This window comes from Kineococcus sp. R86509, from assembly GCF_042466365.1.
Classification (GTDB): Bacteria; Actinomycetota; Actinomycetes; order Actinomycetales; family Kineococcaceae; genus Kineococcus.
In genome coordinates this window covers 1,851,052-1,865,749 of sequence record NZ_JAXHCE010000001.1, presented here as the reverse complement: position 1 = coordinate 1,865,749, position 14,698 = coordinate 1,851,052, and the positions used below count along the sequence as shown (strand labels likewise).

The 14,698-nt window shown below is 73.4% G+C and carries 12 protein-coding genes and 1 riboswitch; of the genes, 6 read left to right on the top strand and 6 right to left on the bottom strand.

The window, feature by feature from the left end:
* Positions 1–24: 24 nt before the first annotated feature.
* From SJY07_RS08945 to rarD, 3 genes are read right to left on the bottom strand one after another with little or no spacing between them, the layout of a single operon-like run.
* Positions 25–822: a hypothetical protein gene (locus SJY07_RS08945; protein ID WP_380158491.1), complete on the bottom strand. Its 798-nt coding sequence runs from the start codon at positions 820–822 to the stop codon at positions 25–27.
* Positions 819–2,540, bottom strand: a complete 1,722-nt coding sequence (locus SJY07_RS08940) for a bifunctional lysylphosphatidylglycerol flippase/synthetase MprF (protein ID WP_380158489.1) — start codon at positions 2,538–2,540, stop codon at positions 819–821. Before SJY07_RS08940 ends, SJY07_RS08945 begins: the two co-directional genes overlap by 4 nt.
* A 57-nt stretch (positions 2,541–2,597) precedes the next feature.
* Positions 2,598–3,557 (bottom strand): EamA family transporter RarD, encoded by a 960-nt coding sequence (gene rarD, locus SJY07_RS08935; protein ID WP_328294606.1) that lies wholly within the window; start codon positions 3,555–3,557, stop codon positions 2,598–2,600.
* A 102-nt stretch (positions 3,558–3,659) separates the two neighbouring features.
* Here rarD and SJY07_RS08930 point away from each other — a divergent pair, with 102 nt between their 5' ends.
* Genes SJY07_RS08930 through SJY07_RS08920 form a run of 3 tightly spaced genes read left to right on the top strand, consistent with a single transcriptional unit; the run spans position 3,660 to position 6,818 of the window.
* On the top strand, positions 3,660–5,045 hold the full coding sequence (locus SJY07_RS08930; protein WP_380158486.1) for an FAD-dependent oxidoreductase: 1,386 nt from the start codon (positions 3,660–3,662) through the stop codon (positions 5,043–5,045).
* 1 nt (position 5,046) lies between these two features.
* The gene (locus SJY07_RS08925; protein WP_380158484.1) at positions 5,047–5,850 is read left to right on the top strand and encodes an electron transfer flavoprotein subunit beta/FixA family protein; all 804 of its coding nucleotides are present in this window, start codon (positions 5,047–5,049) and stop codon (positions 5,848–5,850) included.
* Positions 5,847–6,818: an electron transfer flavoprotein subunit alpha/FixB family protein gene (locus SJY07_RS08920; protein WP_380158482.1), complete on the top strand. Its 972-nt coding sequence runs from the start codon at positions 5,847–5,849 to the stop codon at positions 6,816–6,818. Before SJY07_RS08925 ends, SJY07_RS08920 begins: the two co-directional genes overlap by 4 nt.
* A gap of 13 nt (positions 6,819–6,831) precedes the next feature.
* On the opposite strand, the gene SJY07_RS08915 is transcribed toward SJY07_RS08920, so the two are convergent.
* On the bottom strand, positions 6,832–7,926 hold the full coding sequence (locus SJY07_RS08915) for an alpha/beta hydrolase (RefSeq protein ID WP_380158480.1): 1,095 nt from the start codon (positions 7,924–7,926) through the stop codon (positions 6,832–6,834).
* A 79-nt stretch (positions 7,927–8,005) separates the two neighbouring features.
* Positions 8,006–8,797, bottom strand: a complete 792-nt coding sequence (locus tag SJY07_RS08910) for an SGNH/GDSL hydrolase family protein (RefSeq protein ID WP_328294611.1) — start codon at positions 8,795–8,797, stop codon at positions 8,006–8,008.
* An 85-nt stretch (positions 8,798–8,882) separates the two neighbouring features.
* A riboswitch (SAM riboswitch) is annotated at positions 8,883–8,971 on the top strand.
* A 9-nt stretch (positions 8,972–8,980) separates the two neighbouring features.
* Here SJY07_RS08910 and SJY07_RS08905 point away from each other — a divergent pair.
* From SJY07_RS08905 to SJY07_RS08895, 3 genes are read left to right on the top strand one after another with little or no spacing between them, the layout of a single operon-like run.
* Positions 8,981–10,309, top strand: coding sequence for an MFS transporter (locus SJY07_RS08905; protein ID WP_380158478.1), 1,329 nt, complete (start codon positions 8,981–8,983; stop codon positions 10,307–10,309).
* Positions 10,306–11,667, top strand: coding sequence for an LLM class flavin-dependent oxidoreductase (locus tag SJY07_RS08900; RefSeq protein ID WP_380158476.1), 1,362 nt, complete (start codon positions 10,306–10,308; stop codon positions 11,665–11,667). Before SJY07_RS08905 ends, SJY07_RS08900 begins: the two co-directional genes overlap by 4 nt.
* Before the next feature lie 51 nt (positions 11,668–11,718).
* Positions 11,719–13,302 carry a methyl-accepting chemotaxis protein gene (locus tag SJY07_RS08895; protein ID WP_380158474.1) on the top strand — a complete coding sequence of 528 codons (1,584 nt, stop codon included), beginning with the start codon at positions 11,719–11,721 and terminating at the stop codon, positions 13,300–13,302.
* 47 nt (positions 13,303–13,349) lie between these two features.
* Here SJY07_RS08895 and SJY07_RS08890 read toward each other — a convergent pair whose 3' ends face one another.
* Positions 13,350–14,621 (bottom strand): PP2C family protein-serine/threonine phosphatase, encoded by a 1,272-nt coding sequence (locus tag SJY07_RS08890; RefSeq protein ID WP_380158472.1) that lies wholly within the window; start codon positions 14,619–14,621, stop codon positions 13,350–13,352.
* Positions 14,622–14,698 lie beyond the last annotated feature (77 nt).

The window sequence follows — 14,698 nt, the reverse complement described above, 5'->3', positions numbered from 1 at the left end:
TCCCACGGTGGGTGCAGCGCTGGTTCACGCCGTGGACTGGGAGTGCTCCTCCGGGATCGCCGGCGACCCGGCGAGCACCACCGAGCACGCCACCACCACGACGAGCGCGACGACCGCCGCCGGCCGCCACCCCGCCCGCACCGAGTCGCCGAGGAGCGCGAACCCCGCGACGGCGGGCACCACGACCTCCACCGACCACAGCAGCGCCGTCGCGGGCCCGACCGCCCCGCGTTGCAGGGCCGCCGCGTAGCCGAGGGTCCCGGCGACCCCGGACACGAGCACGGCCCAGCCGACGGGTTCGAGGGCGACCCGCCACCACTGCTCGGGGATCGTCACCGCCCGCGCGCCGAGGGCGGCGACGGAGTACCCGAGCCCCGCGAGGACGGCCTGCGTCGCGGAGCCGCTGCGACGCAGCGCCAGGACGGCCACGAACAGCAGGACCGCGGCGGCGCACAGTCCGAGGTCCACCGCGGAACCGGGCGAGGGCGAGGGTTGCTCCGTCCCCGAACCGCCGACGACCCCGAGGGCGGCGACGAGCAGCAGCACGGCCGTGGTGTCCCGACCGCGCAACCGCGACCCCAGGAACACCCGGGCCAGCAGCACGGTCAGTGCCAGCGAGCCCGCCAGCAGCGACTGGACCGCGAACGTCGGCAACCGGCGCAGCGCGACCAGCGACAGCAACCAGGCCAGCCCGTCGACCCCGAGCCCGCTCAGGTACAGCGGGGAGCGCAGCCCGGAGCGGCGCACGCCCACGGCCTGCAGCACCGAGCCCGCCGCGTAGCCCAGCGCCGCGAGGACGGCGGTGACGAGGGCCAGCGTCACGGACGCCGGCCGAGGAACCGTCCCACGACGGGGAGTTCCGCGACCCCCTCGGCGTCGGCGATCGTGAACCCCTGCGCCGCGGAGAACTCCACGGAGTCCAGCACGACGTAGCGGGGTCGCCAGTCCGGGTCGTACTTGGCGTTGAACTTCCACAGCGACTCGATCTGCGCGCTGCTCGACAACGCGTGCAGCGCCCGGCGCCCCAGGTCGGCGAAGGTCCCCTCGCGTTCGCCCGACACGATCTCGCGCAGCACGGCGAAGTTGAGGCCCAGCCCGCGCAGCCCGTTCTCCACGAGGTGCTGGGCCGTCGCCACGATGAGGGCGTCGGTCAACCCGTTCGGCACGTCCTCGGCGGTGGAGCGGCGCATGACGTCGAGGGAGTACCCCTGCACCAGGGCGGCCGGGGTCCACTGGATGAAGCCCGCGGCCCGGCCGTCGGCGAACCGGGCGATGCTCACCAGGACGCCGGTGTCGGCGGGGTCGAACAACCGGGACAACGTCATGGAGTAGCCGCGTTCGGCCTCCCCGTGGCGCGACTCCCCGGAGATCGCGAGCAGCTCCTCCTTCACCGCTTCCGGCAGCGTGGGCCCGTCGTGGAACTCCACGGTGATCCCGGCCTTCGCGACCCGGTTCACCGAACCCCGGAGGCTCTTCATGCTCGAGCCCTTCAGCGAGAACTGCGAGCAGTCCAGGACGGCCTCGTCGCCCAGGTACACCGGTCGCAACCCGACCGCCTCGTAGGAGGGCAGCCAGTCGGCGCGGGCCCCGACGACGGCGACCGACCAGCCGTTGCGTTCGACGTGGTCGAGGAACTCCACGAGGAGGGCGCCGCGGCGTTGCGGTGGCCCGATCGGGTCCGGGGAGACGAGGCAGACCCCGTTCCGGACGCTGTGCGCGACGACGCCGGTGCCCTCCTCGAAGGAGGCGAAGAAGAAGTCCTTGTCGTCGCGCAGGGCGAAGTAGTCGAGGGTCTCCCCGCCCCAGCGCAGGACGACCTCACGGGCGCGTTCCCGTTCGGCGCGGCGCTGTTCACCGCTGAGCATGTCCGGGCGGTGCGGGGAGAAGAGGACCCAGCCGAGGACCACCAGCAATGTCAGCCCGAGGGCGAGCAGCGACGGGTTCAGCAGCGGCAGGAAGGCGTGGCCCCCGTCCCCGCGCAGCTTCGGGAACGGCGTGCGCTGGTCACCGACGAGGCGCTGGACGACCGCCTCGATCGTCTCGCCCGGGTGCCGCTCGGCCCCGACGGCCACCACCAGCGCGGCCGAGACGACCAGCGAGACCAGGGCCCCGATCGCCAGCACCCACCCGACCCGCCGGGCCCGGGCCGCGCTCGGCAGCACCGGGAACGACCGCGCGTTCACCGCCAGCCAGACCAGGGCGACGACGTCGAGCACGGCCTCCTCGACGTCGATGCCCTTCAGCACGTGCAGACCGGCCGACGCGGCCAGCAGGCCGATCGTCGTGCCCCAGGCGAGCCGCTGGCCGCGGCGCAGGCCCCGGGCCAGCAGCAGCAGGGCGATCGAGACCGGCACCAGGACCGTCTTCGCCCCCAACGGGACCGCGAGCGGCAGCACGTCCAGCAGCGGGGCGAACCGTTCGCGGAAGGGCGGGGTGATGGCGGAGACGACACCGACGAGACCGAGGAAGGCGACCGCGACGGCGCCGATGCGGCGGATCCGCCCTCGTCGCGCGCGGCCGGCCAGCAGAGGAGGGAGCACGCAGAGCAGTCTGCTGCCTCCGGCACAGCTGACGCACGGTCACGGGTGCCCTCGCGGTCAACTCCCGGTGGACTCCCAGACCCGGGGCCGTCCCCGGCGGCGCACCGCGTCCGTCGTGAGCACCGCCAGCGCCACCCAGACCAGCCCGAACCCGACCCAGCGCGACGCCGGCATCGTCTCGCCCAGCACCAGCGCCGCGACGAACTGCAGCACCGGGGTCAGGTACTGCAGCATCCCGATGACGCTCAGCGGCACCCGGCCGGCGGCCACCGCGAACAGCAGCAGCGGGCCCAGGGTCAGCGGACCGGACAGCACCAGCAGCACGGTGTGCCAGGCGCCGAAGCCGGTGAAGGTCAGCCGGTCCCCGAGGACGAGCAGCGCGGCGGCCGCGGGCAGGGCCAGGAACCCGGTCTCGACGCTCAGCCCCGTCAGCGGGTCCACCCCCGAGCCGTGCCGGGCGAGGCGGTTCTTCAGCAGGCCGTAGCTGCCGAAGGAGACGGCCAGCGTCAGCGCCATCCACGGCAGCCGCCCCAGGTCCGCGGTGATGACGGCGACCGCGGCCAGCCCGATCCCGACGGCGATCCACTGGGTGCGGCGCAGCCGTTCCCGCAGCACCACCACCCCGAGCAGGACGGTCAGCAACGGGTTCACGAAGTAGCCCAGCGAGGCCTCGAGGACGTGACCGGTGACCACGGCGAGGCCGTAGACGCCCCAGTTCACCGCGATCGCGACGGCCGCGACCGCCAGCAGCCCCCGTTGCCGCGGCGAGCGCAGCACGGCCAGGACCGCGGGCCACCGGCGCAACCCGGTCACCACCAGCACCGACAGCGCCAGCGACCAGAGCACCCGCCAGGCCAGCAGCTCCACCGCGCCGGTCGGGGCGAGGGCGTGGAAGAAGAACGGGAAGAGGCCCCAGACGCAGTAGCAGGCGAGGCCGGCGAGGACTCCGGTGCGCGTCCTGTGCTCGGCCGAGGGAGACTCGGTGTGCTCTGCTGCGCGCTGGTCCACGGGGGTCATCGTGGCGTCGGCCGCTCCAGCGGGCCGCGTTAGGCTTGCCTTCCACGTCATCCCAGCGCGCCACCCAGCACGTCACCACCTACGAGAGGGACACCGAGAGCTGTGACCGATTCGAACCGTCCGCTGCGCGTCGCCGTCGTCGGAGCCGGACCGGCCGGGATCTACGCCTCGGACATCCTCTCCAAGGCCGACCTCACGGCCACCGGTTTCGACGGGGTCGGCATCGACCTCTTCGAGCGCCTCCCCGCGCCGTTCGGTCTGGTCCGCTACGGCGTCGCCCCCGACCACCCGCGCATCAAGCAGATCATCGTCGCGCTGGAGAAGGTCCTCGGCCGCGGTGACGTCCGGTTGCTGACCAACGTCGACTTCGGCACCGACGTCACCCTCGAGGAGCTGCGCCACCACTACGACGCCGTCGTCTTCTCCACCGGCTCGATCAAGGACGCGACGCTCGCGATCCCCGGGGTCGAGGCCCCGGAGAGCTACGGCGCGGCCGACTTCGTCTCCTGGTACGACGGGCACCCCGACTACCCGCGCGAGTGGCCGCTGGAGGCCGAGACCGTCGCCGTCCTCGGCGCCGGCAACGTCGCCCTCGACGTGGCCCGCGTGCTGGCCAAGCACGCCGACGACCTGCTGCCGACGGAGATCCCGGCCAACGTCTACGAGGGGCTGAAGTCCTCCAAGGTCAAGGACGTGCACGTCTTCGCCCGCCGCGGTCCCGCGCAGGCGAAGTTCTCGCCGCTGGAGCTGCGCGAACTCGGGCACGTGCCCGACGTCGACGTCATCGTCGACCCCGAGGACTTCGAGTTCGACGAGGGCTCGATGGAGGCGATCGCGAAGTCCAACCAGACCAAGCAGGTCGTGAAGACGCTCACCGACTGGACGCTGAAGGAGGGGGAGTCGAGCGCCTCGCGCCGGCTGCACCTGCACTTCCTGCACGCCCCGGTCGAGGTCCTCACCACCGAGGACGGGCACGTCCGGGGGCTGCGGACCGAACGGACCCGCCTCACCGGCGACACCTCCGTCGAGGGGACCGGCGACTTCCACGAGTGGGACGTCCAGGCCGTCTACCGCGCCGTCGGCTACTTCGGCTCCCCGCTGGAGGGCGTCCCCTTCGACGAGTTGAAGGGCGTCATCTCCAACCACGAGGGCCGCGTGCTGGCCCCCGGGGGCGAGACCGTCGAGGGCGTCTACTGCACCGGCTGGATCAAGCGCGGCCCCGTCGGGCTCATCGGGCACACCAAGTCCGACGCCTCCGAGACGGTCAAGCACCTCCTGGCCGACGCGGCCGCGCTCCAGCGCGCCGAGGAGCCCGACCCGCAGACGATCCTGGACTTCCTGCGGGGCAAGGGCGTCGACGTCCTGACCTGGTCGGACTGGGAGGTCCTCGACGCCCACGAACGCTCGCTCGGCGAACCCCACGGCCGCCAACGCGTCAAGGTCGTGTCCCGCGAGGACATGATCAAGCACTCCCGCGGGACGGTCTGACGTGCGCGTCGTCGTCTGCGTCAAGCACGTCCCCGACATCCAGTCGCCCCGCTCCCTGGGGGACGACGGGCGCCTGGTCCGGGGCGGCGACGACGACACCCTCAACGAGCTCGACGAGGACGCCCTCGAAGCCGGGCTGCGCACGGCCGAGGCCGCGGGCTTCCCCGGTGAGGGCCACGACGTCACCGTCCTGACCCTCGGCCCGGCGCCCGCGGTCGAGGCGCTGCGCCGCGGGCTCGCGATGGGCGCGTCCACCGCCGTGCACGTCAGCGACGAGGCCGTCGCCGGCTCCGACGCCATCGCCACCGCCCGGATCCTCGCCGCGGCGATCGCCAAGCTGCACGCGGAGGACCCCGTCGACCTGGTGGTCGCCGGGATGGCCGCGCTCGACGGGCTCACGTCCCTGGTCCCCGCGGCGCTCGCGGAACTGCTCGGGTGGCCGCAGCTGACCCTGGCCGACGAGATCACCCTCAGCGAGGGTGTGGTGCGGGTGCAGCGCGAGACGTCCACCGACGTCGAGGTCCTCACCGCCCCCGCGCCCGCGGTGCTCTCCGTCACCGACCAGGCCTTCCGCGCCCGCTTCCCGAACTTCAAGGGAATCATGGCCGCCCGCAAGGCACCCGTGACGTCGTGGACGCTCGCCGACCTCGCTCTCGACCCGGCCACGGTCGGGTCCGCCGGCTCCGCCACGACGCTCGTGCACGCGCAGCCGCGCCCCGAACGACCCGACCGGATCGTCGTGACCGGGGACGCGGAGACCGTTCCCGCCCTGGTGGACTACCTGTCGCAGAAGGGTTTCCAGTGAACGTCCTGGTTCTCGTGGACCACGCCGACGGCGCCGTCCGCCCCACCGCGCTGGAACTGCTGACCCTCGCGCGCGACCTCACGAGCGCTTCCGGTGGTGTCGTCGTGCACGCGGTCTGGGTGGGGGAGTCGCCGCAGACGGAGCTCCTCGCCGCGCACGGCGCCGCGACGCTCCACCAGGTCCACGTCGACGGGGCCGACGCCCAGCTGACGGCCTCCGTCGTCGACGCCCTGCAGACGGTGATCACCGCCGTCGAACCGTCGCTGCTGCTCGTCGCCTCGACGTTCGAGGGCAAGGAGGTCGCGGCCCGGCTCGCCGTCCGCGCCGGCGCCGGGGTCGTCACCGGGGCCGCCTCGGTCGCCGTCGAGGACGGTCGGTGGGTCGCCCGCAAGAGCGTCCTCGCCGGGTCCTGGGACACCGCCTGCGCCGCGACGGGCCGGCTCGCCGTCGTCGCGCTGGCCCCGAACGTCGTGCCGGCCGCGCCGCTCGCCGTCCCCGCCGACACGACTCTCGTCGAGCACACCGTCGCGGCCTCCGCGGCGGCCAGGGCGGTCACCGTCGTCTCCCGCACGAAGCGGCCCACCGGCGACCGGCCGGCGCTGGCCGAGGCCGAGGTCGTCGTGGTCGGCGGCCGCGGTGTCGACGGGGACTTCTCCGGGGTCGAGGAGCTCGCCGACGTCCTCGGCGCGGCCGTCGGCGCGACCCGCGTCGCCACCGACGAGGGCTGGATCGGGCACGAGGCCCAGGTCGGGCAGACCGGCGTGACCATCTCGCCCCGCCTCTACATCGGCCTCGGCGTCTCCGGCGCCGTCCACCACCGCGGGGGGATGGACGCGGCCGGCACGGTCGTCGCCGTCAACAACGACCCCGACGCCCCGATCTTCGAGTTCGCCGACTACGGGATCGTCGGCGACCTCGGCGAGGTCGTCCCCGCGCTCGTGGCGGAGCTGCGGGCCCGCCGCCCCTGACCGCGGGGCGGCGTCAGGTCGCCGGCGCGAACCCCGGCGCCGACCCCAGCCAGGTCAGCGCCTGCGGGACGATGCCCGCCCAGATGCTGGTCCGGTGACCGCCCTGCTGCTGGGTGACGAGGGTCATCGTGGTGGGCCCGTGCACCGCGCTCGCGAGCGCCTGGGTGCTCGGCCAGGACAACCCGTCCTCCTTCGACGCCAGCGCCCACAACCGCACGGCCGGCGGGTTCTGCTTCGCGAGGGCGACGAGGTCGTAGCGCTTCGCCGGGGGGCTGTCCGCGGAGAACGGCTTCCAGGACCCCAGGTCGAGGCGTGAGTAGCCGCCGAAGGCGATCGCTGCGCTGAAGCGGTCGGGGTGCAGCATGGCCATCTCGTTGGCGCACCACCCACCCATGGACAGCCCGATGGTGGCCCACGACCTCGCCTGCCTGCTCACCGTGTAGTGCTGTTCGACGTAGTCCGGGACGTCCTGCGACAGCCAGGTCTCCAGCTTCGGCTGCCCGTCCCCACCGTCGACGCACTCCGTGTCGCGCCCGGCGGGCACCTCCAGGGTCGGGATGACCACCACGGACGCGGCCAGCTGGTGCGCGGTGACCGCGGCGTCCAGCGAGGGCAGCAGGTGCATCGCGTCGAGCCACTGCTCCGGGGTCCCCGGGTAGCCGTGGAAGGCCTCGATGACGGGGTACCCCCCGGCCGGGGCGGGAGTGGTGCCGTACCCGGTGGGCAGGACCACCAGGGCTTCGGCCGTGGTGCCGGAGCGGGGACCGGGGACCTGGGCCCGCCAGACCCTCCCGTCGTAGCCGTCGAGACGGACGGGGGCGGCCTCGGACGCCTGGGCGGTGGCCGACCCGCTGGCCTGCGTGGTCGTGACGACCTGCTGGGTCCCGAGGAGGTCCGCCCAGTCCGAGAACAGGCCGAACTGGGCGTTGACGACGAGGAAGACGGCCATGAGGACGCTCACGTTGACCCCGAGCAGGGCCACCGAGCGTCCCAGGACGGCGAGGAACCCCCGCCGGGCCAGCCCCCGCCAGCAGACGACCAGCGCCACCGTGGCCACCACTGCGACGCCGATGGCGATCCACCTCGTCAGCGGATCGTCGAGACCCACCCCACACCCCCCGTGCCAGAACCGGCGCGTGGTGCGCCGGGACCACCATCGGTCACCACAGGCGGAGGAGTGCCCTTTCTCAGCGATCTCCCGGCGAACCGGCAGCACCCTCCGAGCCGGCGAGCACGTCCAGCACGGCGTCCGCGATGGCCCGGTGCCCGGCGGCGTCGGGGTGGTCGCCGTCCGCGGCGAGCAGCGTCGTGGGGTCGCCGGTCCCGTCGACGCCGTGGAACACCGGACGCAGGTCCACGAAGAGCGCCTTGCTCCCCACCGCGGCAGCGAGGCGGTCGTCGAAGGCGTCGGTCAGGGCGACCTGGTCGTGCAGCTCGGCCGGGGTGTACTCCTGCTCGGCGACCTCGCCGTCCAGGCCGACGGCCCAGTAGTCGAGGACCACGACCCGGGCCCCGGTGGCCCTGAGCTCGTCGACGGTTCCCGCCAGCGTCGCCACCACCCGCTCGATCGTCGCGTCGGTGTCGACGGCTCCCGCGGTGGAGGTCGCGAGGTCGACCTGTTGCACGAGGTCGTTGGCCCCGGCCTGCAGGAGCACGACGTCCGGCGCACCGAGCCGGGGTCCCTCGTCCGCCGAGAGCTGCTGCAGGACGGAGTCGACGTCGGTCGAGGTCGCGCCGCCGCTGGCCCGCTGCACCACGTCGGCCTCGCCCTCGGGCGCGAGGCCGTCGGCGACCAGGTCCGGGAACGCGGTGCAGCCGCAGACGTCCCCCGCCGGCACGGAGTCGCCCAGGGACAGCAGGCGCAGGGGGGCGGAGGACGAGGCGGCGTCGTCGGGACCGGCGCAGGCGGCCGCGCAGACGGCCAGCAGGAGGGCGACGGTCCGGGAGGTGCGCGGGGAGCGGGCCCGCGGGAAGCTCACCCGCCCACTGTGGCACCGGCGCGCGCCCCGCGCTCGGGACCGGGTCCCGGTTTGCCTGGTGCGCGCCCCCGTCGTAGGTTCGCCCCAGCCATCCAGAGCGACCGAGAGACCTGGCTCGTCGACGTCGCAGCAACCACCCCGCGGGGAAGGTGCTACCGCCAGGACCGATGGGAGAACCGTTCTGTGAGCACCCTGCACGACACCGTCCTCGCGACGCCCAGCGAACCCCTCGTCCGCCGCCGGGCGGCGCTGGGGAGCTTCGTCGGCACCACCATCGAGTGGTACGACTACTACCTCTACGGCACGGCCGCGGCGATCGTCCTCGGCCCGCTGTTCTTCCCGAACGTCGGTGGCGCGGTCGGCGTGATCGCCGCGTTCGCCACCTACGCCGTGGGTTTCGCCGCCCGCCCCCTCGGCGGTGCGGTGGCCGGTCACATCGGCGACCGGGTGGGCCGCAAGGCGGTCCTCGTGGCCTCGTTGCTGGTCATGGGGATCTCCACGGCGGCCATCGGTCTGCTCCCCACCCACGACCGGATCGGGGTGTGGGCCCCGGTCCTGCTGGTCGCGGCGCGACTGCTGCAGGGTTTCTCGGCCGGGGGTGAGTGGGGCGGGGCCGTCCTGCTCGCCGTCGAGCACGCCCCCACCGGCCGGCGCGGTCTGTTCGGCGCGATCCCGCAGATGGGTTCCGCGGCCGGCATGGTCCTGGCCAGCGGGGGTTTCTGGCTCACCCGCACCCTGAGCTCGAGCGAGGACTTCCTCGCCTGGGGGTGGCGGATCCCGTTCCTGGCCAGCGCCGTGCTCGTCGTCATCGGGTTGGTCATCCGGCTCAAGGTCACCGACTCCCCGGCGTTCACCGCGCTGCGCGAGGCCGACGCCACGTCGCGCCGACCGGTTACCGAGGTGCTGGCGACGAACAAGCGCGGGGTGCTCCTGACGACCGGCATGCGGTTGGGCCAGAACGGCGCCTACGTCCTCTACACGGTGTTCGCGCTGAACTACCTGACCAACCACGTCCGCGAGGACGGGGCCGACGTCGGGCTGCTCGCCGTCCTCGTCGCCTCCGTCGTGAGCCTCGCCGCCACCCCGTTGTGGGGTCTGCTCTCGGACCGGGTGGGTCGCAAACCCGTCTACCTGTTCGGGTCGGTCCTCACCGCGGTGTTCACGGTGCCCGCGTTCCTGCTGCTCGACACCGGCTCCACCGTCCTGATCGTGGGCGCGATGGTCATCGCGATCAACCTCGGTCACGACAGCCAGTACGGCGCGCAGGGCGCGTTCTTCGCCGAGCAGTTCGACAGCCGCACCCGCTACAGCGGTGCGTCCCTCGGGTACTCCATCGGCGCGGTCCTCGGCGGCGGTCTGACCCCGCTCATCGCCGCGTCGCTGCTGGCCGCGGGGAACGGTTCGCCCTGGATCGTCGCGGGGTACCTGAGCTTCCTCGCCGTCCTCACCACCATCTCGGCGGCGCTCACCCGCGAGACCGCGCACCGACCTCTGGAGGGACTGTCCCGTTGAGTTCTGAACCGTTGCGCCTCAACGCCTTCGCCATGGCCTGCGTCGGCCACCAGGCCGCGGGGCTGTGGTCGCGACCGGAGGACCGTAGCGCGGACTACCGGACCCTCGCGCACTGGACGAACCTCGCCCGACTCCTCGAGCGCGGGGGTTTCGACGCGCTGTTCCTCGCCGACGTCCTCGGCACCTACGACGTCCACGGGGGATCGCGCGACGCGGCGGTCCGCGCCGCCGTGCAGGTCCCCGTCAACGACCCGCTCGCCGCCGTGTCGGCGATGGCCGCGGTCACGGAGAACCTGGGTTTCGGTCTCACGGTGACGACGACGTACGAGCAGCCGTACTCCCTGGCCCGCCGGCTCACGACGCTGGACCACCTCACCGGCGGCCGCGTCGCGTGGAACGTCGTCACGGGCTACCTCGACTCGGCCGCGAAAAACCTCGGTCTCACCGCCCAGGTCGCCCACGACGAGCGCTACGAGGTCGCCGAGGAGTACCTGGAGGTCTGCTACAAGCTCTGGGAGGGTTCCTGGGAGGACGACGCCGTCGTCCGCGACGCCGGGCGCGGGATCTACGCCGACCCGGCCAAGGTCCACGACATCGACCACCACGGGAAGTACTTCGACGTCCCCGGGGCGTTCCTCTGCGAACCCTCACCGCAACGGACGCCGGTGATCTTCCAGGCGGGGTCCTCGCCCCGCGGGCAGGAGTTCGCGGCCAGGCACGCGGAGTGCGTGTTCATCATCGCGCCGACCGCGAAGATCGCCCGCAGGTCCGTCGACTCCCTGCGCGAGCAGGTCGAACGCGCCGGTCGCGACCCGCGGTCGGTGCAGGTCCTCGCCGGCCTCACCACGGTCGTCCGCAGCAGCGACGAGGAGGCGCACGCGCTGCTCGCCGACTACCGCGAACACGCCAGCCGCGAGGCCGCCCTCGCGTTGTTCGGGGGGTGGACGGGCGTCGACCTCGCCGGTCGCGCCGCCGACGAGACCCTGCAGCACGTGACCACCGACGCGAACCGGTCCGCCCTGGCGAGCTTCACGAACGACCCCGACCGGGAGTGGACGATCGACGACCTCGCGCAGTTCGTCTCCGTGGGGGGTCGGGGTTCGGTCCTCGCGGGTTCCCCGCAGACGGTCGCCGACCACCTCGAGGAGTTCGCGGCGGAGGCCGACGTCGACGGGTTCAACCTGATGTACGCCACGATGCCCGGGACCTTCGTCGACGTCGTCGACCACCTCGTCCCCGAACTCGACCGGCGCGGTCGCACCGCCCCGAAACCGGCCCCCGGGACGACCCTGCGGGAACGACTCGGCGGCGGGGCCCGGCTGCCGGGCACCCACGTGGGCGCCGGTTTCCGTCGCTAGGTCCTACTAGAAATCGGGTCAGGGTGCCCGAACGGTGGCCGATGGACCACCGTGACCCGTCTACGTGACCTGAACGTCGCTTCCAAGCTGTTCGCCGGCTTCGGCGTCGTCTGCCTGCTGCTCGCCACCGTGGTGGGGGTGGGCTGGGCGAAGCTCAGCTCCTCGCAGGGGAACCTCACGACGATGTCGTCGTCGGGTCTCGCCTCGGTGCAGTCGATCCTCACCGTGCAGGTGGAGTTCCTGCAGGCGCGCATGGACGTGACCAACGTGGCCCTCACCTCCGACGCCGCGGCCAAGCAGAGCGCGCTGGACGCCGTGACCGCCGACGACACGGCGCTGGACGCTGCGTGGGCCACGTACCTCGCCTCCGGCCCGGCCGCGAAGGCCGCCGACCGGGACGCCTTCGTCGCCAGCCTCAAGCAGTACCGCGACGCCCGCGTGCAGCTCGTCGCCCTGGCCAAGGGTGACGACCGGGCCGGGTACATCGCCTACCGCACCGCCAGCATCAGCCCGGTCGCGAAGCAGATCACCGACGAGCTGAAGACCATGACCGCCGGCGAGCAGCAGGCCGCGGTGGACATGGCCGCCGCCGGCGCGTCCGCCTACCGCACGGCCGTCGCGCTGCTGCTGGCCCTCGGCGCCGTCGCGATCGCCGTCGCGGTCGTCGTCGCCGTCGTGGTCTCCCGCTCGGTCGCCCGGCCCCTGGCCCGCACCCTCGTGGTCGTGCAGGGCATGGCCGAGGGCCGCCTCGACCAGCGCGTCGGCATCGTCAGCCGCGACGAGGTCGGCCGCGTCGCCGGTGCGCTGGACACCACCATGGACCGCCTCGCCGACTCCATGCGCCGGATCAGCGCGAACGCCTCCGTCCTCGCGAGCTCCTCCGAGCAGCTCGACGCCGTCGCGACCCGTCTCTCCGCCGGGGCCGAGGAGGCCGCCGTGCAGACGCAGGTCGTCTCGGCCGCGACCGAGGAGATCTCGGCCAACATCGGCACGGTCGCCGCCGCCGGCGAGGAGATGACCGCAGCCATCCGCGAGATCGCCACCAGCACCGCCGAGGCCAGCTCCACCGCCGCGGACGCCGTCTCGGCCGCGGGCGTCGCGGGGGAGACCCTCGAACGCCTCTCGGTCTCCAGCCGGGAGATCGGCGAGGTCGTCAAGCTCATCACCTCCATCGCGGAGCAGACGAACCTGCTGGCGCTGAACGCCACCATCGAGGCCGCCCGTGCCGGGGAGATGGGCAAGGGCTTCGCCGTCGTCGCCGGCGAGGTGAAGGAACTGGCCCAGCAGACCGCGCGGGCCACCGAGGAGATCGTGGCCAAGGTCGGCTCCACGCAGGCCGACGCCTCGGCCGCGGCCACCGCGATCAGCCAGATCACCGACGTCATCGCCCGCATCGACGGGTTGCAGTCGACCATCGCCGCCGCCGTCGAGGAGCAGTCCGCGACGACCTCGGAGATGGTCCGCAACGTCACCGAGGTCTCGTCCGGCTCGCAGGAGATCGCCTCGAACATCTCCGGCATCGCCGCCTCCGCCGACGAGACGACGGCCGGGGCGACCCAGACCGCCGACACCGCCGGCGAGCTCTCCCGTGCCGCCGCCGAGCTGAACGACCTGGTGGGCGCCTTCCGCTTCTGACGCCGACCCGCCCGTGGTCCTGTCGGGGATCGCCGCAGGACCGCGGGTCAGCGGGTGGCGGAGACGTCGCGCACGGCGAGGACCGCGCAGTCGTCCTCGCTGTTGGCGACGTGCTCGGTGACCAGTTCCCCGAGCAGCGTCTCGACGTCCTCGGTGTGGGTCCGCTCCAGGGCGGCGCGCAGCACCACGATGCCGTCGCCGACGTCCCGACCGCGGCGTTCCACGAGGCCGTCGGTGTAGAGGACCAGCGTCGCCCCGGGCGGCCAGGGGATGTCGTGGTCGTGACGGGGCCGGCCGGGGGCCACCCCCAGCGGGAGGTCGGGTTCCGCGACCAGGACCGTGCTGCGCCCGGCCGCGTCGACCAGGACGGGCGGCGGGTGACCGGCCGTCGTCCACCACAGCCGCCGCGTCGGGCCGGGTGGGTCGAGGCGGGCGACGATCAACGTCGCCAGGGTCTCGTCCCCGAGCGCGGACAGGACGTGGTCGAGGCGGCTGACCAGCGCGGCCGGTGGTTCCTCCGGCCGGTCCACCGCCAGGGCCCGGAACATCGACCGCACCCGTCCCATCCGGGCCGCCGCCTCGGTGTCGTGGCCCGCGACGTCGCCGATGACCAGCAGGACCCCGTCGTCCGGCGGGGAGATCGCGTCGTACCAGTCACCCCCGACCTGCTCGTCGGTCGTGGACCAGGGCAGGTAGCGGCTCGCCACCGCGAGGCCCGGCAGCGCGGGCAGTTCCGGCAGCATCGCCGCCTGCAGGGTGTGCGCGACGTCGCGGCGCTCCCGGTACAGCTGGGCCCGCCGGGCCGCCTGCGCGGTCGCGTCGGTCACGGCCGTCACCAGGACCACCTCGTCCTCGGTGAGGGTGCGGTCGACGTCCCACGCGAAGGTCACCGAGCCGATGCGGTACCCGTCGGAGATGGTCATGGGCAGCACGACACCGGAGCGCAGCCGGGCGCGCTCGAACGCGTCGCGCCCGTGCGGGAACATGGCGACGAGGCTCGCCAGGGAGTCGAAGACCAGTCGGCGACCGGCGCGGGCGACGCGGTGCGCGGGGGTGTCCAGGTCGAGGGGGAGCCGTAGCCAGCGCTGCTCGGTGTCGTCGTCGAGCTGGCCGAGGGCCGGCGTCAGCAGCCAGGGCCCGTCGACCAACGACACGGACACGAAGCTCGCCCCGAGGTCCGCGTGCATGACGTCGCGCACCGCGAGGGCGACGTCCTCGACGCTGTCGGTGCGGGCCAGGGCGCTCGCCAGGCTCAGCAACGTGCCGGATCCCCGGTCCTCGCGGACGGGGGTCTCGGACGTGGTCAGGCCCACACGCACCTCCGCCGTCCTCCGTGCGCCCGTGGTGGCCCCCGCGACCCCACCGTCCCTGGCAGTCACTCACAGTCGACCCCCGT

Coding starts and splice junctions, on each gene's coding strand:
- rarD (WP_328294606.1), bottom strand. CDS start 3,557: ATGACCCCCGTGGACCAGCGCGCAGCAGAGCACACCGAGTCTCCCTCG.